Here is a 22,915-nt window from a genome sequence, read left to right as displayed (position 1 = left end):
ACCAACCGCCCCGCACGGGGTGATCGCGCCTCAGTGGCTTACGACGGCTTTGAGGAAGCTTCGGGTGCGGTCGTGCTCAGGTTGGGTGAAGATCTGATCGGGTGATCCGTCTTCGAGAATGCGCCCTTTGTCGAACATTAGGACGCGGTCGGAAACGTCGCGGGCAAACTGCATCTCGTGGGTGACGATGAGCATGGTGATGTCTGTGGTGTCTGCGATCTTGCGCAGAACATTGAGCACACCTACGACGAGCTCCGGGTCAAGCGCTGATGTCACTTCGTCGAGCAGCAAGATGTCAGGATCCATCGCCAGCGCTCGTGCGATAGCTACCCGTTGTTGTTGTCCGCCCGAAAGCTGGGACGGGTGGGCGTTTTCTTTATCGGACAGCCCTACCGTTGCGAGCAGTTCACGGCCCCGTTCGACGGCGGTGGCTTTGTCGCGACCCAAAACATGAATGGGACCTTCGGTGAGGTTCTCCATGACCGTCATGTTGGGGAAAAGGTTGAAGTGCTGAAAAACCATCCCGATGCGCTTTCGTGCCTGGCGGAGGTATTTCTCGCTGGCCGGGACCAGTTTTCCGCGACGTGTTTCGTGCGAGAACGGTTCTCCCGCAACCCAAATTGTTCCCTCATTGACCTTTTCGAGCGTCATGAGTAGTCGCAGGATGGTCGTCTTGCCTGAACCGCTAGGACCGATGAGGGTGACCCGCTGGCCTCGTTCCACGGAAAAGTCCAGGTGGTTCAAAACAACATTGTCCCCGAATTGTTTGACGACGTCGTCGAAGTAGATCATCGACGATTTCGCGGTGGGTGGGGTGGGAACGCTATCCAGGCTGTTTGTCATAGTGGCTTTCCAGACGTCGAATGAAGTAGGCGGTGATCAAACTGGCGATGAGGAAGATGATTCCCGCGAGTGTGATGGGTTCTACGTAGCGGAATGTCTGCCCACCGTATTGCTGGGCGCGGGTCACCATTTCGGCCACGAAGATGACGAACAAGAATGGTGTGTCTTTGAACATCGAGACTGCATAGTTGCCGAGGGACGGGACGATGCGGCGGATCGCCTGCGGGAGAATCACGGCTCGCCAGGTGCGGCTCGTGGACATCGATAGGGCTCGTGCGGCCTCCCACTGGCCCGTGGGCACGTCTTCGATGCCTGCGCGGTACACCTCGGCCATGTATGCGGAGTAATGAATCCCCAGCACAATGATGCCGACTTGAATGCCCGAAATGGAAGGCGGTACGGCGTAGAACACGAAAAGCAGCTGCACGACCAAGGGCGTGAGCCGGACGAACTCCATCATGGCGCTGATGGGAAAGATCAGCCAGCGTGGGAGCGCGATTCGCAGGACTGCGACTATCAATCCCACAGCGGCGGCGATCGCGAAGGCCACGATTGTGACGAACACGGTGATGCGAAAACCTTCGAGCAGCACCGGTATTGAATCCCAGGCATGTTGCCAACTCCACATGCGCTCAGTCCTTTCGTTTCGCGATGGCGAGTTCGGCGGTGAGCGTGTCGGGCTTCAGCTTGAAGATTTCTCGCATCGACGGTCCGCGTCCGAGGCGGTGTTTCGCCCGCGCTTCCACGATGTGCATAAACAACGTGAGGATGTAGGCGAGGACGAAGTAGATCAGTAGTGCAATGCCGAAGGCGAAGAAAGTATCACCGGTCGTTTCCCGAAGTCGGTCGATGCGGAACGTCAGGTCCTGCAACGTGATCGCAGTGGCAATTGCGGTGCCCTTAAGCAAGTGAATGAGCAGGTTCGCTAGCGCTGGAATCATCAGCACCCACGCCTGGGGGAAGATGACTCGCCGCATGCGTTGTGCTGGGCTGAAGTTCAGGGCGATCGCTGCTTCCCACTGGACTTTCGGCACGGCGTTGAGGGATCCGCGTACCACTTCGGCGCCGTAGGCCCCGTAGTTCAATCCGAGGGCGAGGATGCCTACAAGGATCGGTTCGAGGCGTATCCCGAACGCGGGAAGGACGAAGAACAGCCAAAAGAGTTGGACGAGCAGCGATGTTCCGCGCAATACCTCAATGACGGTGCGGGCGCTGTATCGGATGAGCCGGTTGGGGGTTCGGGCTGAGATGCCGAACACCACGGCAACAGCGAGGGCTAGCGCCGCCCCGCCAAGCGTCAACTGCACGGTGACAATGATGCCGTCGACGATGCGGGGCAGCGCCGCTACGAGCGCGTCGAGATTACTCATCGAGCTCTTGAACACCGGCGCACAGCTGCTCGGTGGTCAGTTCGGGGCCGGGGAGTTCGTTGATGCTGAACCCAAACGGTTCCATGATGGCCAACCAGCGTTCTGGGTCGGCTTTGATCTCGGCGAGTTGTTCGTTGTAGGCGTCACGCAGTTCAGCGTCGTCCTGCCTGAAGACGGTACCTCCGGCACCCACCTGCGGAACGCCGTTGATGACGGCGACGAAGGACTCAGTCACCTCCACGGGCGCTTCAGGTCGGGTGTTCTTCATGTGGTTCAGCGATACGCCTGTGAGTGCGAACGCGTCGGCGCGGCCTTGGATGACGGCATCCATTCCGTCAATGGGGTTGCCCACTGGGGTTACGTCAATACCGAGTTCTCCTGCGTAGTCCACCTCGATTGCACCGGTGAGGGCGACAATGCGTGCTCCCGCATCGGCAAGGGACTGCATGTCGGATAGGCCTTGTGGGTTGCCTTCCGGCACCATCAGAGCGGTGGTGTAAACAATCTCGGGTTCGCTGAACAGTGCTTGCTCGCACCGGTCGGGGAGGATGGACATTCCCGCGCTGACGGCATCGAAGCGACCAGCGTTGAGGCCGGGAATAAGTGACCCGAACTCAGTCTGCACGCCTTCAACTTCGTCGATTCCGAGCGCACCGAAGATTTCCCGGTGGAGTTCGACTGTTCCGCCAGTGAGTTGGCCGTTGTCTTCGAAGCTGTAGGGCGCTTCACCGGCGAACCCTACGGTGATTTTCCCTTCCTCCTGCAGATCTTCGACGCTTACCGAACCTGAGGAGCAGCCTGCTAATAGTGCTGCGGCAGAGAGTGGGCCAACAACTATTGCTGTTTTCCGTATGGAGAGTTGTGCCATGAAAAAGGTTCCTTACTTGGTTTTGGCATACGAGTGAGGTGGTCATGCACCGGACTCGCGAGGCGTCGTAGAGGTAACTCTGTGAATGTGACTCGCATGCTCGTTGTGGTGTCCGCGCCAAGGGGGTACCTGCCGACCATATCGGCGACGCATAAATCGGTTGGTGCGGAATTCGGCAAGCGTGACTGTTCCGTGACGTCGTAAGCAGGGAATGTGTTGTTAATTCTTTGTTCTCATCAGCTCACCTAGAACACATGACCCAGATCACACAGGGTGAGCTAAAACGGTTCGCTATCTGCCGCGATGTTGGGAAATGTCCAACAGCGGTGTAACTGCTGTGTTGCGGCTACCGCACGCCGGAAAATACGGGCATGTGCGACACGTTTTGAGCGTTGATTCGCAGGTCAGAGGCTCTATAGGGTCATGGGAACCTGCTCAGCCCATCGCAGTTTGCACCTTGTTGTGCGCTGTTCGAAAGGACAGTTGTGACCGATATAGCCGAATCGCTCCTGAATCTAGGGCGCCACTTTCAACGCGGAGAAACATCCCCGGATCTGCGCACCATCGAGAAGTCGGGTGGTCGCCAAGCAGATGCGTTCTATCGCGACCGGATGTCCTACGACAAAGTCGTGCGTTCCACCCACGGTGTGAACTGCACCGGTTCGTGTTCCTGGAAGATTTACGTCAAGGACGGGATCATCACCTGGGAGTCCCAACAAACGGACTACCCGTCAATCGGCCCAGATAAGCCCGAGTACGAGCCTCGCGGTTGCCCACGTGGAGCATCATTCTCGTGGTACACGTATTCGCCTGCGCGCGTTCGCTATCCGTATGTACGCGGAACTTTGCTGGAGATGTACCGCGAGTCAAAGGAACGTCTGAAAGACCCGGTGTTGGCGTGGGCTGATGTTGCGGAGGACCCGGAGAAGTCGAAGCGCTACAAGTCTTCGCGCGGAAAAGGCGGATTTGTTCGCGCTGAATGGTGGGAAGCGGCAGAAATGGTTGCTGCCGCACATGTGCACACCATTAAGAAATACGGCCCGGACAGGGTTGCTGGTTTCTCACCCATTCCTGCGATGTCGATGGTGTCGCATGCAATTGGCGCCCGTTTTGTGTCGCTGCTCGGTGGGACCATGTTGTCGTTCTACGACTGGTACGCAGACCTTCCCGAGGCATCACCTCAGGTGTTTGGCGACCAGACAGACGTTCCCGAGTCAGCGGACTGGTTCGATGCGGGATACCTCATCATGTGGGGCTCAAATGTGCCCGTTACCCGCACACCCGACGCCCACTACATGACCGAGGCGCGGTACCGCGGTCAGAAAGTCATTGTGGTGTCACCCGACTACGCGGACAACACCAAGTTCGCGGACGAGTGGTTGCCAGCACGACCTGGAACTGACGGCGCACTTGCGATGTCGATGGGTCACGTCATTCTCAAAGAGTTCTTTGTCGACAAGACAACCCCACGGTTCATGGAGTATGTCCGTCAATTCACCGATCTCCCATACCTGGTGACGGTGGAGGAGCGCGACGGTGAGTTCGTGCCGGGCAAATTCCTCACAGCTCAAGACCTTGGTTCGAATTCTGAAGGCGCAGAGTTCAAAACGGTCCTGCTCAATGCTGAAACCGGCGACCCGTTTGTGCCCAACGGCTCATTGGGTCACCGCTTCACCCCCTCGGGGAAGGGCAAATGGAATCTCGACCTCGGCGGCGTCACCCCAGTCCTCACCTTGCATGGTTCAAGCGAGACGGCGCGAGTAAAACTTCCGCGCTTTGATACCTCAACTCCTGAGGTTCTGGTCCGCGGTGTACCGACGCGAATGGTGGCCGGCAAACGAGTCACCACCGTGTTTGATCTCATGCTTGCCCAGTACGGCGTCTACCGCGACGGGCTTCCCGGTTCGTGGCCCACAGGTTACGACGACGCCACACAGCCCTACACACCCGCGTGGCAGGAAACGATCACCGGGGTAAAGGCGAAATCGGCTATCAAGGTTGCCCGCGAGTTCGCTGACAACGCGGATCGCTCTGGCGGACGGTCCATGATCCTGATGGGAGCGGGCACAAACCACTGGTTCCACTCCGACCAGATCTACCGCTCCTTCCTGGCCTTGACGCTGCTCACCGGCTGCCAGGGCGTCAACGGCGGCGGATGGGCTCACTACGTGGGCCAGGAAAAATGCCGACCGCTGACCGGGTGGGGAACATTGGCGTTCGGCCTGGACTGGTCGCGGCCGCCGAGGCAAATGCAAGGCACCATCTTCTGGTACCTCGCCTCATCACAGTGGCGCTACGACCCCTTCACCTCGGAGGTTGTGGCATCGCCACTTGCCAAGGGCGCGTTCAAGGGCAGGACAGCAGCAGACAACATTGCGCTAGCGACCCGGCTGGGTTGGATGCCGTCCTACCCCACGTTCAACCGCAACCCCTTAGACCTCGTCGATGACGCTGAACGTCTCGGCAAGGACCCCGCAGAACACGTCGTTGACGGCCTCAAGTCCGGCCACCTGGAGTTCGCGTGCGAAGACCCAGACGCGCCGGAGAACTTCCCACGGGTGCTGACGGTGTGGAGATCCAATCTGCTCGGCTCCTCAGCGAAGGGTAACGAGTACTTCCTCAAGCACCTTCTCGGCGCAGACACCAACCTGCGGGCCACTGATGCTGAAGGAATCCGCCCCGAGGATGTGAAGTGGCGAGATGAGGCACCAGTAGGAAAGCTCGACCTCTTGTTGTCGCTCGACTTCCGGATGACCTCCACGACCCTGTTTTCCGACATCGTTCTGCCCGCGGCCACCTGGTACGAAAAACATGACCTGTCGAGCACCGATATGCACCCCTTTGTGCACGCGTTCTCGCCAGCAATTAGCCCGCCATGGGAATCAAAAACCGATTTCGATGCGTTTCACCGCATTGCTCGCGGGTTCGGCTGGCTAGCAGAAAAGCACCTTGGTGTGCGAAAAGACATTGTCGCGACGCCCCTCATGCACGACACCAACGATGCCACCGCGCAACCAGGCGGCACCGTCAAAGACTGGAAGAAGGGCGAATGCGAACCCATTCCAGGTAAGACGATGCCCAAACTTACTGTGGTCGAACGTGACTACTCTGCCATCGCAGAAAAGCTCGGGGCGCTGGGGCCTCTCGTGGAAGAAATTGGGTTGACCGTCAAGGGTGTCACCACCTATCCGGGTGAGGAAGTGGAACACCTCAAAGCAGCCAACGGCGTCATTCCGACAGGCCCCGCAGCTGGCCGCCCGTCGTTGAAGAAAGACACCCACGCGGCAGAGGCGATCCTGGCGCTGTCAGGAACAACTAACGGACGCCTAGCGACGGAAGGCTTCCAGAGCCTGGAGACCAGAACCGGCACTCAACTCGCGGATCTTTCCGCTGAACACGAAGGTAAACGCATCACCTTCGCGGACACCCAAGCACGCCCGGTTCCCGTCATCACGTCACCTGAATGGTCGGGCTCAGAATCAGGTGGACGGCGGTACTCACCGTTCACCATCAATGTGGAACGCCTCAAACCGTGGCACACCTTGACCGGACGGCAACACTTTTACCTCGACCACGACTGGATGGCGGAACTCGGGGAGCAACTGCCCATCTTTAGGCCACCGCTCGATATGACGGCGCTGTTCAGCGAACCACGAATCGGAGATGTCGCTAACCGGGAAGGCACAGCTGGCGTCACCGTGCGGTACCTCACCCCGCACTCCAAGTGGTCCATCCACTCGGCTTACCAGGACAACCTGCACATGCTCACACTGTCGCGTGGTGGGCAATCAATCTGGATGTCCGCGATCGACGCAGAAAAGATCGGCATCAAAGACAACGACTGGATCGAAGCCGTCAACCGCAACGGTGTTGTGGTCGCTCGCGCCATCGTCAGCCACCGCATGCCCGAGGGAACTGTATTCATGTATCACGCACAGGACCGTGCCGTGGACGTCCCGCGCATCGAACGCACAGGAAAGCGAGGCGGCATCCACAACGCGCTCACTCGCATCATGATCAAACCCACTCACATGATCGGCGGCTACGCACAGCAGTCGTTCGCCATCAACTACCACGGTCCCACGGGGAATCAGCGCGACGAGGTCACCACAATTCGTCGCCGCGCGCAGGAGGTGCAGTACTGATGAAACCTATGGCACAGATAGCCATGGTGATGAACCTGGACAAATGTATTGGGTGTCATACCTGTTCCGTCACCTGCAAGCAGGCGTGGACCAACAGGTCAGGGGTGGAGTACGCGTGGTTCAACAACGTTGAAACCCGCCCGGGACAGGGATATCCCCGTCAGTACCAGGACCAGGAACGCTGGAAAGGTGGCTGGACTCGCACGAAGCGCGGGAAGGTGACACTCAAATCCGGTTCCCGGCTGAAGCGACTTGGCAACATTTTTGCCAACCCCGACCTCCCCACAGTCTCGGACTACTACGAACCGTGGACGTATGACTACAGCACGATCCTCGGTTCCGGTCCCATGGACACCACCCCAGTGGCGCGACCGAAATCTGCCATCACGGGCGAAGACACCAAAGTAACGTGGGGCGCCAACTGGGATGACGACCTCGGCGGTGGTCCTGAGCAGGTCGGACTAGATCCGATTCTGCAGCGGGTGAACGAAAAGATCACCCTAGAGTTTGATCAAACCTTCATGTTCTACCTGCCCCGCATTTGCGAGCATTGCCTCAACCCGTCCTGCGCCGCATCCTGCCCATCGGGTGCAATCTACAAGCGTGCCGAAGACGGCATCGTGCTGGTCGACCAGGACAAATGTCGCGGATGGCGTCAATGCGTCACCGGGTGTCCGTACAAGAAGATCTACTTCAACCACAAAACCGGGAAAGCCGAAAAATGTACGTTCTGCTACCCCCGCGTCGAAGTGGGAATGCCAACGATCTGCTCTGAAACCTGTGTCGGCCGCCTGCGCTACATCGGTGTGATGCTGTACGACGCAGATGCCGTCACCGAGGCCACCCAGGTTCCCGACGATAAAGACCTGTACCCGGCCCAACTCAATGTGTTCCTCAACCCGCACGACCCCCGAGTGGTCGACGCGTGCGAAAAGGCCGGCATCTCCGCCGACTGGATCGAGGCGGCCCAGAACTCACCGGTGTACAAACTGATTGCCGACTACCAGATCGCGCTACCTCTGCACCCGGAATACAGGACCATGCCGATGGTCTGGTACGTCCCACCACTGTCGCCGGTTGTTGATGCCATCACGGAGTCTGGCGGGGACGGAGAGGACGAAAACAACCTCTTCGGCGCAATCGACGCCCTACGTATCCCCATCGAATACCTCGCGGAACTGTTCACCGCGGGAGACGTGGGACCAGTGCGAGCATCACTGCAGCGCCTCGCCGCGATGCGTGCGCACATGCGCAAGGTCAACCTCAAAGAAGAAATTGATCCCACTATCGCGGCGTCGGTGCGGCTATCAACTTACGAAATTGAGGCGATGTACCGGCTCCTCGCACTCGCAAAGTACGACGAGCGATATGTGATTCCCACGGGTGCCAGCTCCGACGCCCACCGGCTTGAAGCCATCGCGACTGAGTGCAGTCTCAACAGCGACGGTGGACCCGGAATGAACGAAGCGGGCATGACTGCGTTCGATGCGATGGCGGATAAGTTCCACCTCCTAGAAGACGCAAACACAGCGGCACCGGAAGACAAGAAAGCTCGGGTCAACCTCCTGAACTGGGATGGCGAGTCGACGTATGGAATCGTCCCGGAGCGAGTGCAGTGAAACTGTTACGCAAGAACCAGACCGTGAACTACACCGACCGGCAGCGCCGCCTCATCTGGCGGATATGCGCTCTCGTGCTTGACTACCCGCACCCGCGAACACTCGTGATGCTGCCCGATCTCGTCGAGGCATCACATGAACTCCCCACACCAGTCGGCGACCAACTGCGCAAGTTCTGTGACCACGCAACCCACGCTGATCCGCTCGTTCTGGCGCAACACTACGTCGAAACCTTCGACCTACGCCGCAGGTCAAGCCTGCATCTGACCTACTACGCCTATGGGGATACCCGTAAGCGCGGGGGAGCGCTGCTGATGATGAAGCAGGCATACCGCCGCGCTGGTGTCGTCATGGACGAACAAGAGCTACCCGACTACCTGCCGGTGGTATTGGAATTCTCCGCGACCACCGATCCACTCGCAGGGGGACGCATTTTGGCACGTCACCGCGCAGTGCTCGAGCTTCTGCGCTTGTCTTTGCACGAAAGCGAGTCACCCTACGCTGACATTCTGGACGCCTTGTGTTCCACGTTGCGACCGCTGACCACCACCGATCGTGCCGAAATTCAGGTGCTCGCCGCTGACGGGCCACCTGAAGAAGAAGTTGGCCTCGACCCTTACGCGATCGACCCCACCCTGCACGACAATGCGCAACTGCTACCCACCCCAGCCTTCCCAACTGGAGGACCCCAGTGAACACCCTGCTGTGGCTGATCCTGCCCTACATCGCACTGATGTCCTTCGCACTAGGACACATTTGGCGCTACCGTCACGACCAATTCGGCTGGACTACACGGTCGTCACAAATGTACGAAAGCCGCTTGCTGCAAATCGCTAGCCCGCTGTTTCACTTCGGACTCCTCGCCGTCATTGGCGGGCACATCGGCGGACTGGGCATCCCGAAATCGTGGACGCAGGCCGTTGGGATATCCGACCACACCTATCACTACCTCGCGGTCATTCCCGGCACCCTCGCAGGGCTTGCCGTGGTGACGGGTCTGAGTATTCTGCTCTACCGTCGCATCACAGTCTCGGCGATCCGCAAAGCCACCACCAAGGGCGATGTTGTGATGTACACCGTCCTGAGTATCACCATTCTGACCGGAATGATGAACACCATCGGGGTCAATATCTTTGGCGGCGGATACGACTACCGCGAAACCGTGTCACCGTGGTTCCGCAGCGTGTTCGCTCTCAGCCCCAATCCTGAACTCATGGTCGGTATCCCGCCGAGCTTTGCGCTCCACGCCATCGCTGCACTGGTGCTTTTCACGATCTGGCCCTACACCAGACTCGTCCACGTATTCAGCGCCCCAGTCGGATACTTGTTCCGCCCGTATGTGGTCTACCGCAGCAAAGACGTCAGCAAGCGGGGCAGCAGCCCGTACGACAAGGCATGGGAATCCGCCAACGGACTTGACGTGCGCGCGAAGAAATAGGGCATCGCGGCAAGTTTGTATGTAAAGGTGAGGTATGCGGAAACTCGACAACACCAGTTCACTGTTACACCACATGTCCGAGTCAATGCCGCGACGAAATATGGCGTCACTGTATGTTTTCGATGCTGCTGGCGCAGAACATGTTCCGACTACCGAGGTCGAATTAGCCGACTACGTGACGGCCCGCATATCTCACCACCAAATATTCGACCATGTTATTTCGCCGGCGCCTTTAGGGCTAGGAAACGCTGCATGGACAGCGGATCAGCACTTTGACGTTCGCAATCACATTTCTTGGCATGAACTAAGCGGTAGTGGATCGTGGACTGATTTGTGCCGAGACTTCGTCCGTCTTGCCGAAACCCCGCTGCCGCACGGCCGTCCGCCGTGGCACATCTCCGCAATGCGCGTCGCCCATGGCGATTCATCAATTCCTACCGGGGCAATCGGTGTGATCTTGCGGGTAGAGCACGCGGCAATGGACGGTGCCTCCTTGGTTGCATTCGCGCGCACCCTCTTCCCAGACACCTCGGCGGCGGCAGTTCAAGTTCCTGTGGAGGCACAAACACTCACAGCAGCCAGGCCAAGTGTCGCCGGTGCGGTTCGTGAACTGCCAGCAAGGGCCGCGACCGCTGCACGACACGCCCGCAGTGCGGTTTCTGCAATAACGAAGCCGAAGACTTCACCGGCAAACAAAGTCACCACCGCATTGCCGCCTGAGGAAATGGCGGCCACCGAGTTCACCGAACGTGTCTTTGATGCCACGACAGTCAGCCTCGAAGATTGTCAGAAAATCCGCCAACTTGTGCCCGGTTCAACCATCAACGACGTGGCACTGAGCGTAGTTGCGGGCGCGTTGCGCCGGTACCTGCAAACCTATGCGGAGGTTCCCGATAAGCCCTTGCTGTGCGCGATTACTGTTGCGCTGCAAAAGCACGGGCACCAGCGCGCGGCAGGGTCAACTGAACACGTTGGCAATGACATCACAGGTGCTCTGCTGCCCATCGGAACGCACATCGCTGACCCGCGGGAACGCTTGCGACAGATCCATCAAACCAGCAGCACCACGAAGCAACGCCTGCAACTCGGACCGCAAGTCCACATCGAAAATATTATCCGTGCCATCCCACCAGGAATTCTGGCCGCTCTGGCCCGTCGCATACCCGCCAAACAGCCGATCCACGCAACAAGCGTGGTCAATGTTCCCCGCGGACGAAACCCCATGTACTTTGGCGACGCACGGGCTATACGTACGCACGGGTTGCCGCTGCTCAATCCGCGTGCTCCAGTCGCCCACCATGTGACCTCGCTCGAGGACCGGCTCGGCATTGCCTTTGTCGCGGACCGCTCATCGTTGGCCAACCCCGAGGCATACCGTGTTGCGTTGATCGATTCTTTCAACGAACACCTCTCAGCCAGCGCCACGTAGACAGCGAGCCTGCATAACCGTCGGTAGGCTGCTGTTATGAATTCCCCACAAGCCGAACACACCTCTCGGCGTATCGTCATCACCGGCGCAAACTCGGGCATCGGATACTTCACGGCACTCGAACTCGCCCGGTCGGGCGACACGGTGGTACTCGTTTGCAGGAATCGGGCAAAGGCCGAAGCTGCTGCTGAAGCCATCATCAACGAAGTCCCTGCGGCGTCGGTGATCGTTGAAGAACTCAACCTTGCTGACCTCGAATCAGTGAAAGACTTTGCCGAAGCCCAAACCGAACCGATCGATGTGCTAGTCAACAACGCTGGCGTCATGATGCCGCCGTCACGTATCGAAACAGTGGACGGTTTTGAACTGCAGTTCGGAACGAACCATCTCGGCCACTTCGCCCTCACCGGGAGGCTGCTACCTCAACTGCTGGCCGCCACGTCACCCAAAGTTGTCACCATCTCATCAGTGGCGCACAAACAACGCCCACACCTTGACTTCGACAACTTGCAAGCCGCAAGCGGGTACAACCCCCACAGGGCCTACGCAAACTCGAAGCTCGCCAACCTTCTGTTCACCCTCGAACTTGATCGCCGCGCCCGCGCCGCCGGGTCACCTCTGGTGAGTTGTGGTGCGCACCCAGGATTTTCCGCCACCGGCCTGTATGGCAGCGACGACGGAATGGGCAGCAACCGCATTCTAAAAGTCCTCGCGCCACTAGGTGCGCGCATCGTCAGCCAATCCGCAGCAGCGGGTGCGTGGCCAACTCTGCACGCAATCAATCACGGGGGACCGGGGGACTACACCGGTCCGCGTGCTCTGTTTGAAACCCGCGGGAAGCCCGGTCCGGCGAAGAAATCCCGCACTGCTCAGGACGCCGAACTTGCTGCCAAGTTATGGGTAGAGAGTGAAAAACTCACCGGAGTTACGTACTCGCTGTCCTGACGAGCCGAGACTGCAATAGTTCGATATAGGCTTAGGGTTATGCCCGGTTTCTGCGCGACGAAGTGGACGTGACAATGCCAAAGACTCGACCATCGGTGCTAGTGACGGGAGCCGCTGCGGGCATTGGCCGGGCAACGGCGCTGCGGTTCCTCAAAGCCGGATACCTGGTGGGTGCCTACGACGTCGACGAACAGGGAATCGAATCCTTGATGCGTGCTGCGCCGAGCGGACGCATTGTCGGCGGTCGCCTCGACGTCACCGATGCAGATGCGTGGCACGACGTTCTCGACGAGTTCATGGGGCACACGAGCGGCCGACTTGATGTGCTCGTCAACAATGCGGGGCTGCTTAGGGCGGGGCGATTCGTTGACATCCCGCTCGATACGCAAGCGCAAATCGTGCGAGTGAACGTCGACGGAGTGATCAACGGCTGCTACATGGCCTACCCCTTCCTAAAAGTGACGCCCAAAGCTCAAGTCATCAATGTTTGTTCGGCGTCAGCGATCTACGGCCAAGCCGAACTCGCCACCTACTCGGCAACAAAATTCGCGGTGCGAGGACTGACCGAAGCGCTCGATGTTGAGTGGAAAGACGACGACATCCGGGTGTGCGCGGTGTGGCCGCTGTTCGTGAACACCGGCATGATCGCTGACGAAAAAACATCGTCCATGTCGACGCTTGGTGTTCGGCTGAGCCCAGAAGACGTCGCGAACAAGATATTTTCTGTCGCAAAGCCGCAACGGTTGCCGTTCCCGCAACCCACCCATATTCCAGTTGGTGCACAAGCGCACGCCTTGTTTACCACCGCCCAATTCACACCGCTGCGAGTGTTGCGTGCGGTGAATCGACGTATCGCACAACACTGACGAAAAGAGTTGCTGTGGAAGAGTTTCCGGTAGCAAAGTCATCGCAGAGACGCCGCCCAGACGGTGTGGATGACAACACGGTAGAAGCGTTGGGCAAGCTATCGGAAGCGCTGGAAACTGTCGAACGTGCACGGGGCTACCTTTACGATTTTCATCAACTCGTCGGCGGTGCAGACATCAAGCTCGACGAGGCGGCAACCATGTTTGAGAATGCCGGTCACCCCGACATCGCCGCCAAAATCCGCACTGAACTCATCGGTTTGAATGTTCTGGACGGGCGGTGGACATTCCAAGTCGTAGAAGAATTCGACGACGGATATTGGTCGACATTCCGGGCGGTGGAAAAACACGCGCGGGACAACCTAGTGCAAGGTGTGAGACATGTGTTTGAGGCGGAAATGAAAGAAGATCGCCGCACCGAGGGGCGCGTTGGTCACGAGCCCGAACCACCCCACTGACGGCGATGTCGAAAAGTTCGGGCCAGCTTCGCTCACTTAGTGAAGGGCCACAACTGCATGGCCCCGCAACGACAGGAGACCATCATGCCGAAGTACTTGCTCCTTAAGCACTATCGCGGCGGCCCGGAACCGCACCGACGTGTGCCACCAATGGACCAGTGGGCACCTGAGGACCTTGACGCACACATCGCTTTTCTGCGGCATGTCAGCGAACTTCTGACCAACACCGGTGAGTTCGTTGACGCGCAGGCCCTCACTCCAGACCGAACATGGGTGCGGTACGGAGGTCCCGATGCCGCGCCCGTCGTCACTGACGGCCCACTTCCAGAGACCAGTGATCTTGTGGCTGGGTGGTACATGATCGACGTCGAGTCTCACGAGAGAGCAGTAGAACTGGCGGCCTATGTTTCATCGGAGCCAGGACCGGGCGGCACACCGTTGTTTGAGTGGATCGACATACGAGAAGTGATGTCCGAGGCGCCGTCGGAGTAACACAGCATGGGCGACATCACGCGATCACCGGAGTGTGAGGGCGAACTACGCGGCCTCACACCTCGCGTGCTGGCGACGCTTGTTCGGCGCGGTGAAGATTTCAATGATGCCGAAGACGCGGTACAGGAAGCGTTACTCGAAGCGCTGCGATCGTGGCCCCGAAATCCTCCCCGAAACCCGAGTGCATGGCTTACGACGGTAGCCACCAGGCGGCTTGTCGACGCCCGCCGTAACGAGGCTGCTCGTCGTCGCCGCGAAGACCTGATTTCCGCCGAACCTCGCCCCACCGCGGCCGAAGAAGGCGACGACACACTATTCCTGCTGTTTTGCTGTTGCCATCCCGAACTGGCACCCGGCTCACAAGTCGCGTTGACACTGCGCGCAGTTGGCGGCCTCACAACCAAAGAGATCGCAGATGCGTTTTATGTTCCAGAGTCAACAATGGCACAGCGGATCAGCAGGGCGAAGCGAACCTTAAGGGGGCGCCGCCTCAACCAGCCCGGCGACCTCGCTGTCGTTCTTCGCGTTCTCTACCTTGTTTACACTGTCGGTCATGGTGGCCGGATCGACCTGGCATGCGAGGCAATACGTCTCACACGGCAACTCGTCCTCGCCACTGACGAACCCGAGGCGCGTGGGCTCCTCGCGCTGATGCTTCTCAACCACGCAAGGTCAGCGGCGCGTTTCGACGAAGAAGGACGGATCGTCACACTCGATCGACAGAACCGTCAACTGTGGGACACACGTGAGATAGCCGAGGGAGTCCGTGTCCTCCAGTCAGCGCTGGCACTCTACCGGCCGGGCCGATATCAGATCGAAGCCGCAATCGCGGCCCTCCACGATGATGCTGCCAGTGCGAACGAGACCGACTGGGTGCAGATCCTTGCCTGGTACGACGACCTTATCGACCTCACAGACGACCCAGTACGGCAAGACCCAGCTGCCGTGCTCGGTCGGGCGGTAGTGGTTGGGCATGTTTTCGGCCCCGCGTCGGGGTTGCGCGAAACCGAAGCACTGGGTGCGGTGATGGGGGATCGCCATCGTTGGCATGCGGTCCGTGGCTACCTGTATGAACTCGGCGGTGATCTGGCGTCTGCGGCAGCAGCGTATGCAGAGGCTGCGCGACTCGCAACAAACATAGCTGAGCGCAACCACCTTGTCCGCCGGGCCGCGAGCATCCGTGCCGGTGGCGAAACACAGTGACGACTGACCTGCCGCTGTAGTTCAAAGCCGACGTGGTTTTAAGCCAACGGGGTGCCGTCGGCGACGGGGTGGTCAACGCGAATGAGGCTGACTGCGCCGTCTTCGCGGTAGGCGCCGATGGTCAGTACCTCGGAGGTGACCCCGCCGATACGTTTTGGTTCGAGGTTGCAGACACAGATCACTTGCCTCCCGACGAGGTTAGACGCGTCGTATAGGTCGGTGATTTGTGCGCTGGACGTCTTCGTCCCCAGTTCGCCAAGGTTGATTGTCAGGACGTACGCGGGTATTCGCGCTGTGGGGTGTTTGTAGGCGCTGACAACCGTGCCGATTCGCAGGTCGAGTGGTCCAAGTTCCGGGAGATTCATGCCGTGGTGCGCCCTGATTCGGTGTAGTTCGTACCGCCACCCTGTGCGGCATTTAGTGCGGCTTCGATTCGGCGGGCAGTGAAATCAGCACAGAGTCGCTGCACTTGCGATGGTGTGCAGAACATTGCTGACTTGATTTCCTTGCCGTCGACGGTGATCTGGTCGGTCAGGGTTGGTGGGTAAGTTCCGCCGTCAAAAACGAGGCACACAGCGTCATCCCACCCACCCCATGGCGGTAGCCAATCGGTGAGGAGCAGTGGTCCGGTCGTCACTGTGATTCCTAGTTCTTCTTCTGCTTCCCTGCTCGCGGCGAGGTGGGGTGATTCGCCCACTTCGACGACGCCGCCGGGCAAGTCCCAGTCGCGTTTGTAGGTCAATTGACACAGCAATACGCGGTCTTGATCGTCCCTGATGAGAAGTTGGCTGATCGCGCGTTTGCGCGGCAAGAAGGCATTGAGGATCTCGCGGAAACCCGCGGGGTCTCTCAGTGGCGGATCGTCTGCCAACCGCGCCAGAACTACGGTGTCGTGACTTTTGTTGTCGCGAGCGTCGCCCTTCCTCAAGACCCCTTCACGGCGCAGACCTGATCGCGTGGCAAGACGTATGGACCGGTGGTTGTCGACGTCCACATACGCTTGCAGCCGAGAAAGGTGCAGTTCAGTGAATGCGTAGTCAGCGAGTAATGCGAGAGATCGTGTCGCGAGGCCGCGTCCCCGATGCCCAGCGAACAGCGCCCATTGCAGGTCGCCGGTGGTGGCGCCGGTGCGGCGTACTTCGACGTAGCCGACTGGTAAGTCTTGGTGTTCGATGACGAGGTTCACTACGCGCCGGTTATCGGCGAACGCTTCGCGCGACCATGTTGGTGCGTCGTGAAGATTATTAAGGGACGTTTGACCCACCCATCTAGTGAGTTCGTCGTCGTTGCCTGCAACTGCGGCGTTGACGTCGTTGTCTGTCCACGGCCGAAGCGTGACGACCCCGTCGGTGAGTACGGGGGGTTCGGGATGCTGCGCGCTTGGTTCTCCCACGCCTAACAGGGTATCGGCTTAAGGCGGAAAGTGGTTTTGAGAGTTTGTCGTGACGCAGATTACGGACAAATCCACAGTAGGGGAGGTTCCCGTGTGCCTACAATCAACCTAAGGTAGAGGGTTACGTAGGGGAGGTGTTGGCCATGGCAGGGAGAAATACTCCCGACCGCGCAGTTCGCGGCGCGGTTCCGCGCAGGTCACACACCGCTGATCAGGTCCGGCGCAGCTATCGAGACACAGCGAAGCGACCGACCAAACGATCGGCCAAGCGCCCCCACAACGCTGAGGCCGCGCGTGCTCTCGCGGAACGTCGCCGCAAAGCACGGCGCGGAGCATTGCGACTAGAAATCCCCAGCGTGGGATCCACGCATGTCAGTGCGGCCGGATTCTCGATGCTGCTCATAGTTTTGGTGTGCGGCTGGGTTGTTTTGCTCAGCAACCCATTTGGTGGTGCCGTACTTGGCCCGTCGATGCCTAGCACCGCATTCATCGTCATTGCGGCCCTTGGTCTCTACGCCCTCAAACTCATCGAGGATTAACCAAAACTGTCAGCGGCACCACGTAAGGTCTGAACCTGATTCGCCCGTTCTCAAGAATGCCCGCTCAGAATTACAGACCGGAGCCGCTGTGTTCATCCTGCGCCATCCAGATTCCGCACACCACGATTCGTCAGCACACGATGACAATGTGCGGGTGATTTACAGCGCAACCGACCTTGCTCAGGCTGCCACCAGCGAATTCGACACTCTTCGCATGCTCGACATCAAGTTGGGACGGTGGGATGCTCCCGCGGTCGCCGACGATGCGATGATGGCTCGCGCTGCGGAACTCGGGGATGAGCACGAGCAGCGCATGCTTGACAGTTTGATCGCAAAGCATGGTGACGGTGTGGTGCAACTGCAACGCCCCGCCTTCACTGAATCGGCTCTGATCGCCGCGCGGGAAGCCACCCTGGACGCAATTCGTCAAGGTGCGCCTGTGATCTTTCAAGGCACATTCTACGACGGGCATTTTGCTGGTTTCTGCGATTTTCTGCTGCGCGAAGTTGGCCTCGACGGGCAGCCTACGTACGCGGTGTATGACACGAAGTTGTCGCGGCACGCTCGCGTCACCGCGTTGCTCCAGCTCGCCGCCTATGCCGACCAACTACTCTCGTCGGGCGTTGCTGTTGCACCCCACGTGCATCTGGTTCTCGGTGATGGCACAGTGACTAATCACCAACTCGCCGATGTGCTGCCGGTGTACAGGCAACGCCGCGCTCGTCTGGACTTTATTCTCCGTGAGCACCTCGCAGAAGCGGCGCCGGTGCAATGGGGGGACCCTCGCTACAGCATCAACATTCACAGTGATCTCGTCGCGGACCATCTCATTCAGACCCGCGACCCGATCCTCATCGCAGGATTAACGACGGTGCAACGCACCAGGCTGTTCGCCGCGAATATCCGCACGATCGATGATGTCGCCGAACTCAGTCCAGGCAAACCCGTTTCCGGCATCTCCGCGCCCACGTTGGCGCGACTGCAAGCGCAAGCCGAAGCGCAACTTATTGAGGAGCGAACCGGAAAGCCTCACTTCTCCGTCTACAACCCACACGCGCTGACGGAACTGCCCGCGCCGAGCGCTGGAGACGTATTTTTCGACTTTGAAGGTGACCCGCTGTGGACGGAAGGCGACTCCCCGGACTGGGGGTTGGAATACCTATTCGGACTGGTGGAAGCTCCCGACGGCACGATTAGCCACACCCCCGATGTGCAGACAACCTTTGTGGCGTTCTGGGCTCACGACCGTGCCCAGGAGAAACAGGCTCTGCGTGATTTCATCGCCTACATCGGCAAGCGGCGCGAACAGTACCCCGATATGCACATCTACCACTACGCACCGTACGAAAAAACAGCACTGCGGCGGCTCGCCGGGCGCCACGGAGTGTGCGAAACCGAAGTCGATGAACTACTACGCGCCAATGTTCTGATCGACCTGTACCCACTTGTTCGCAAAGCTCTGCGCATCGGCAAACCGTCCTACAGCATCAAAAAACTCGAACCCCTCTACATGGGCGATCACCTTCGCGGGGGCGACGTCACCACCGCCGGCGATTCGATCGTCGAGTACGCCCACTACACGGACCTCGTGCGGGCAGGAGACCACACCGCCGCAGCCGCCGTGCTCAACTCCATCGCGGACTACAACCGCTACGACTGCGACTCCACCCTGCACCTACGTAACTGGCTGGCCCACCACGCCGCCGACCACGGCATCGCGTTGCGGCATCGTGAAATGACCCTGGTCGACGATGTTCCCGACAATTTCGACGACTCCGAACTCGAACGTGCACTACTCGAGTTGACCGAAGACATCCCGCGGCATGAGCGCTCTGATCCGCAACAGGCCGCCGCGATGATGGCCGCGGCGTTGAATTACCACTGGCGCGAACGCAAACCCTTCTGGTGGGGGCACTTCGACCGACTATCCGCCACCGACGGCGACCTCGTCGATTCCAACGAAGCGTTCGTCGTCGACAAAGCCGTCACAGTGCAACCGTGGGAAAAACCCACACCGCGTTCAAACTACTGCCGGTATGTCCACGTCACGGGCGAAATTCCCCCAGGCTCAGGGCTCGGAGAAGGCAAAGACGTGTTCGCCCTCTATCAGTCGCCCCCACCGGAGGGAATACCGCAACCAGTTCCAGAGGGGCGTGGGGTAGGACGCAACGCCAAGTTGCTCAGCGAAGACGAATGCAACAGCGCCGGTATCCGCTATCCCGATCACGGAGCAATCGTGTGGGAGCGCCTCCCTAAAGGCGTAGAACCATTCGACGACATTCCAGTTGCGTTCACACCAGGTAGCCCACCTGCAACAAAAAGCCTGGAACAAGCACTCGCGGAAGCCGGAGAGCAGTTCGTCGACAGTTGGCCGACCGTGCCTGCCACCGCAGGGATCGACGTCCTTCTCCGCTCGGCGCCGCGCACCAAAGCCGGGCGCCCACCGGCCACGGTCGTCGCACACGACACAGCAACTGCCATCGTCACCACACTGCGTAATCTCGCGGACTCCTACGTCGCAGTGCAAGGACCACCGGGGACTGGGAAAACCTTCACCGGTTCGCGGGTCATCGCGGAACTAGTCAACAACCATGCCTGGAAAGTTGGAGTTGTAGCGCAGTCCCATTCCGTCGTCGAAAACATGCTCGACGGCATCGTTGACGCTGGCGTTGCCGGAACGGCGGTTTTTAAAGGCGAAAACAGATTGAAGTCAGACAAGTGGTCGACTACCAAAAACAAGAACGACATTGCCGCGTTGATCGATGCCGCCCACGACGGGATCGTCGTCGGGGGGACCGCCTGGGCATTCTCGAACACGAATCAAATCCCCGCCCAGTCCCTCGACCTCCTCGTCATCGATGAGGCAGGTCAGTTCTCCCTCGCCAACACACTTGCCGTAGCCGGTTCAGCCCGAAATCTGTTGCTGCTCGGCGACCCCCAACAACTCCCGCAGGTAAGCCAAGGCACCCACCCCGAACCTGTAGACCACTCGGCACTCGGATGGTTAATCGGACAACGAGGGACACTGCCAGAGGGCTATGGATACTTCTTGGAACGGACCTTCCGTATGCATCCCGCACTATGCAAGGCCGTCTCAACCCTGTCGTACGAGGGTCGTCTCTATAGCGAAGAGTCCGTCACCACAGCCAGACACCTCGAAGGCGTGGCACCAGGCGTGCGCACCATCATGGTCGACCATCACGGCAACTCAACCTCATCGATAGAAGAAGCCGAAGCGGTCCGCGACACCATCATCGGACTACTGGGCAAGCCCTGGACAGAAAAAGGTGGCGAGCAACCCCGCCCGTTGAATGCATCCGACGTCATCGTCGTCGCTCCGTACAACGCGCAAGTAGAAACAATCGCCGCGACGCTCAAAGCTGCGGGCCTCGCAGAGGTCATGGTCGGGACGGTAGACAAGTTTCAAGGCCGACAAGCAGCAGTAGCGATCGTATCCATGACAGCGTCCGCCGTGGAAGACGTTCCGCGGGGAATGGGCTTTCTGATGTCGCGCAACAGGCTTAACGTGGCGGTGTCCCGCGGCCAATGGTTAGCCATTGTGGTGCGGTCACACGCCCTCACTGACTTCATGCCCACCACACCGGAAGGGTTAGAAGAGCTCGGAGCGTTCCTTGCCCTGTGCGATGTGGGGGCAAACTAAACAACACCCACGTGCGGCGTTACTGCCAGTAGTGCGCCACATCAACAACAACGCGTGAGTACTCAGCAGGACCATCAAGGGTGAACACCCGGAATGGAAGCCGCGCACGAACACCCACACCGAAGGTAGTTTGCCCCTCAAAGGAGCCTGCATACGCCACCTGGCGGAATGTTTGATAGTTGTTCACGTTGACGATTTCGTTCCTGTTCGCCGGTGAATACGTAGCGTTGCCATACGAGTCATACGCTGGCGACATAACAATCACCTGGATGGCCGCGCCACCTCGCAGCGGAACTGCGTGCCCGGATCCATCTTGGCGCACCACATCGACGTACCGAACGTGGTACCCGGCCACGGGGCCTTTAATGTCGACCACCACTCTGTCAAAACAGTTGTGCTGACCAGAGCGGACGTTGACAACCGGCGCCGTGGACATCACTTGTTGAGTCTTTTGCAGTGAACCCCACACGATTCCGCAGTACGGCGCTGCTGATGCCGACGCAGGAACTAAGACCAAAGCGCCCGCCACAAGGGCTGAGCCAGCCAGGGCCGAGAATGTTTTTTTCATCACACCTCACCTCGAATAGGTTGTCCCGACCTACCCTTCATGATAATGGAGTATCGCCGTTGTGATGAGAATCGTGATACTACTGTGCTGCTTCAGCGAGCAACACCGCAAAACGCGAATCGGGGTCCTGCCACACCAGCCTCACGTGCAATTGATGCGCCGCCAACTCCTCAACGAGTGCAGACAGTTCAAACTTCGCTGATACCTCCGTGCGGATCGTCTCACCCGCTTCAAGATTCACCACTACACCAGCGCCGGGGACCTGCACAGTCATGTCTTTGCGTGCACGTAGGTGCATCTCAATCCACTGATTTTCCGCATCCCACAGAGAAACGTGGTCGAACTCGTGCACATCGAAGTCGGCACCCAATTCCGCATTCATCACGGACAGCACATTGCGGTTGAAGTCCGCCGTCACACCACGTGCATCGTCATACGCCGCCACCATGGTGGTCTCATCAATGATCAACCCTGCGCCGAGTAGGACATGTTCGCCGTCGTGGAGCAGTTCACGCATCGCACCGAAGAAGTGCGCGCGTTCCGCAGGCACCAAGTTTCCTATGGTTCCACCGAGGAACACCAACAGGCGGTGGGGGTAGTCCGGCAACCAATGCAACCCGTCCCGGTAGTTTGCGGCGGAGAAGTCACTGACGACGCTGTGCAGATCCACACCTGGGTAGTCGACCATTATGTGATTCATGGCAGCAGTCAGCGCGCTTTCCGACACATCCTGCGCAACATAGGTGCGCAGAGTTCCGTGGGCTTGCAGCGCATCGAGCAGCAGTCGTGTCTTCTCGGACGACCCTGACCCCAGTTCGACAACGGTGTGCGCACCTGTCGCTTCTGCTATATCGGACACACATGATTCCAGAACTGCGCGTTCGGTTCGGGTGGGGTAGTACTCCGCCAGCGTCGTGATCTGGTCAAATAGCTCGCTGCCGGTGGAGTCATAGAACCATTTCGGCGGCAATGTGTAGGGTCGCGAACCCAAACCGTCCTGCACATCTTTAATCAGTGCCCGCTCGCGATCGTGCGGTTCGATATGGACATCATGGCGTTGCGTTGTTGGCACCGGCAT

Annotated in this window: 20 protein-coding genes; 12 read left to right on the top strand and 8 right to left on the bottom strand. The window is 59.1% G+C overall.

The features are described 5' to 3' along the window. Positions 1-30: 30 nt before the first annotated feature. From ehuA to ehuB, 4 genes are read right to left on the bottom strand one after another with little or no spacing between them, the layout of a single operon-like run. On the bottom strand, positions 31-792 hold the full coding sequence (gene ehuA / locus IEW73_RS03175; protein WP_188672798.1) for an ectoine/hydroxyectoine ABC transporter ATP-binding protein EhuA: 762 nt from the start codon (positions 790-792) through the stop codon (positions 31-33). A 31-nt stretch (positions 793-823) separates the two neighbouring features. Beyond that, a complete protein-coding gene (gene ehuD, locus IEW73_RS03170) occupies positions 824-1,471 on the bottom strand; it encodes an ectoine/hydroxyectoine ABC transporter permease subunit EhuD (protein ID WP_188670606.1) in 648 nt (215 codons plus the stop codon). 4 nt (positions 1,472-1,475) lie between these two features. Then, positions 1,476-2,213, bottom strand: a complete 738-nt coding sequence (gene ehuC / locus IEW73_RS03165) for an ectoine/hydroxyectoine ABC transporter permease subunit EhuC (protein ID WP_188670604.1) — start codon at positions 2,211-2,213, stop codon at positions 1,476-1,478. Beyond that, entirely contained in the window at positions 2,206-3,081 is an 876-nt protein-coding gene (ehuB, locus tag IEW73_RS03160) for an ectoine/hydroxyectoine ABC transporter substrate-binding protein EhuB (protein WP_188670601.1), read from the bottom strand. The genes ehuC and ehuB overlap by 8 nt, the downstream gene beginning before the upstream one ends. Before the next feature lie 485 nt (positions 3,082-3,566). Between ehuB and IEW73_RS03155 the strand changes: the two genes are divergently transcribed. The 10 genes from IEW73_RS03155 (at position 3,567) to IEW73_RS03110 (ending at position 15,676) form a co-directional block, all read left to right on the top strand. Beyond that, on the top strand, positions 3,567-7,226 hold the full coding sequence (locus tag IEW73_RS03155) for a nitrate reductase subunit alpha (RefSeq protein WP_372433594.1): 3,660 nt from the start codon (positions 3,567-3,569) through the stop codon (positions 7,224-7,226). Between the two features lie 8 nt (positions 7,227-7,234). Beyond that, complete coding sequence (gene narH / locus IEW73_RS03150) at positions 7,235-8,845, top strand: nitrate reductase subunit beta (protein ID WP_229675703.1); 1,611 nt, start codon at positions 7,235-7,237, stop codon at positions 8,843-8,845. A gap of 23 nt (positions 8,846-8,868) precedes the next feature. Then, positions 8,869-9,540, top strand: coding sequence for a nitrate reductase molybdenum cofactor assembly chaperone (gene narJ, locus IEW73_RS03145; protein ID WP_229675701.1), 672 nt, complete (start codon positions 8,869-8,871; stop codon positions 9,538-9,540). Further along, positions 9,537-10,283 (top strand): respiratory nitrate reductase subunit gamma, encoded by a 747-nt coding sequence (gene narI / locus IEW73_RS03140; RefSeq protein WP_188670595.1) that lies wholly within the window; start codon positions 9,537-9,539, stop codon positions 10,281-10,283. Before narJ ends, narI begins: the two co-directional genes overlap by 4 nt. A gap of 73 nt (positions 10,284-10,356) precedes the next feature. Further along, positions 10,357-11,712, top strand: coding sequence for a wax ester/triacylglycerol synthase domain-containing protein (locus tag IEW73_RS03135; RefSeq protein WP_188670594.1), 1,356 nt, complete (start codon positions 10,357-10,359; stop codon positions 11,710-11,712). Positions 11,713-11,748: 36 nt separating this feature from the next. Then, positions 11,749-12,657: an oxidoreductase gene (locus tag IEW73_RS03130; protein ID WP_188670592.1), complete on the top strand. Its 909-nt coding sequence runs from the start codon at positions 11,749-11,751 to the stop codon at positions 12,655-12,657. A 74-nt stretch (positions 12,658-12,731) separates the two neighbouring features. Then, complete coding sequence (locus tag IEW73_RS03125) at positions 12,732-13,523, top strand: SDR family oxidoreductase (RefSeq protein WP_188670590.1); 792 nt, start codon at positions 12,732-12,734, stop codon at positions 13,521-13,523. 14 nt (positions 13,524-13,537) lie between these two features. Continuing rightward, positions 13,538-13,981: a hypothetical protein gene (locus tag IEW73_RS03120; protein WP_188670588.1), complete on the top strand. Its 444-nt coding sequence runs from the start codon at positions 13,538-13,540 to the stop codon at positions 13,979-13,981. A gap of 84 nt (positions 13,982-14,065) precedes the next feature. Then, positions 14,066-14,473 (top strand): YciI family protein, encoded by a 408-nt coding sequence (locus tag IEW73_RS03115; protein ID WP_188670586.1) that lies wholly within the window; start codon positions 14,066-14,068, stop codon positions 14,471-14,473. Between the two features lie 6 nt (positions 14,474-14,479). Then, positions 14,480-15,676 (top strand): RNA polymerase sigma factor, encoded by a 1,197-nt coding sequence (locus IEW73_RS03110; RefSeq protein WP_188670583.1) that lies wholly within the window; start codon positions 14,480-14,482, stop codon positions 15,674-15,676. Between the two features lie 38 nt (positions 15,677-15,714). On the opposite strand, the gene IEW73_RS03105 is transcribed toward IEW73_RS03110, so the two are convergent. Continuing rightward, positions 15,715-16,041, bottom strand: a complete 327-nt coding sequence (locus IEW73_RS03105; RefSeq protein WP_188670581.1) for a tRNA-binding protein — start codon at positions 16,039-16,041, stop codon at positions 15,715-15,717. Continuing rightward, on the bottom strand, positions 16,038-17,069 hold the full coding sequence (locus tag IEW73_RS03100) for an NUDIX hydrolase (protein WP_188670579.1): 1,032 nt from the start codon (positions 17,067-17,069) through the stop codon (positions 16,038-16,040). The genes IEW73_RS03105 and IEW73_RS03100 overlap by 4 nt, the downstream gene beginning before the upstream one ends. A 143-nt stretch (positions 17,070-17,212) precedes the next feature. On the opposite strand from IEW73_RS03100, the gene IEW73_RS03095 reads away from it, so the two are divergent. Then, the gene (locus IEW73_RS03095) at positions 17,213-17,608 is read left to right on the top strand and encodes a hypothetical protein (RefSeq protein ID WP_188670577.1); all 396 of its coding nucleotides are present in this window, start codon (positions 17,213-17,215) and stop codon (positions 17,606-17,608) included. A 214-nt stretch (positions 17,609-17,822) separates the two neighbouring features. Next, positions 17,823-21,269 carry a TM0106 family RecB-like putative nuclease gene (locus IEW73_RS03090; protein ID WP_188672793.1) on the top strand — a complete coding sequence of 1,149 codons (3,447 nt, stop codon included), beginning with the start codon at positions 17,823-17,825 and terminating at the stop codon, positions 21,267-21,269. Positions 21,270-21,288: 19 nt separating this feature from the next. Here IEW73_RS03090 and IEW73_RS03085 read toward each other — a convergent pair whose 3' ends face one another. After that, on the bottom strand, positions 21,289-21,837 hold the full coding sequence (locus tag IEW73_RS03085; protein WP_188670575.1) for an AMIN-like domain-containing (lipo)protein: 549 nt from the start codon (positions 21,835-21,837) through the stop codon (positions 21,289-21,291). 79 nt (positions 21,838-21,916) lie between these two features. Further along, entirely contained in the window at positions 21,917-22,915 is a 999-nt protein-coding gene (gene egtD, locus IEW73_RS03080; protein ID WP_188670573.1) for an L-histidine N(alpha)-methyltransferase, read from the bottom strand.

The organism is Hoyosella rhizosphaerae (genome assembly GCF_014643175.1).
Classification (GTDB): Bacteria; Actinomycetota; Actinomycetes; order Mycobacteriales; family Mycobacteriaceae; genus Lolliginicoccus; species Lolliginicoccus rhizosphaerae.
This window is presented reverse-complemented; position numbering and strand designations above follow the sequence as displayed.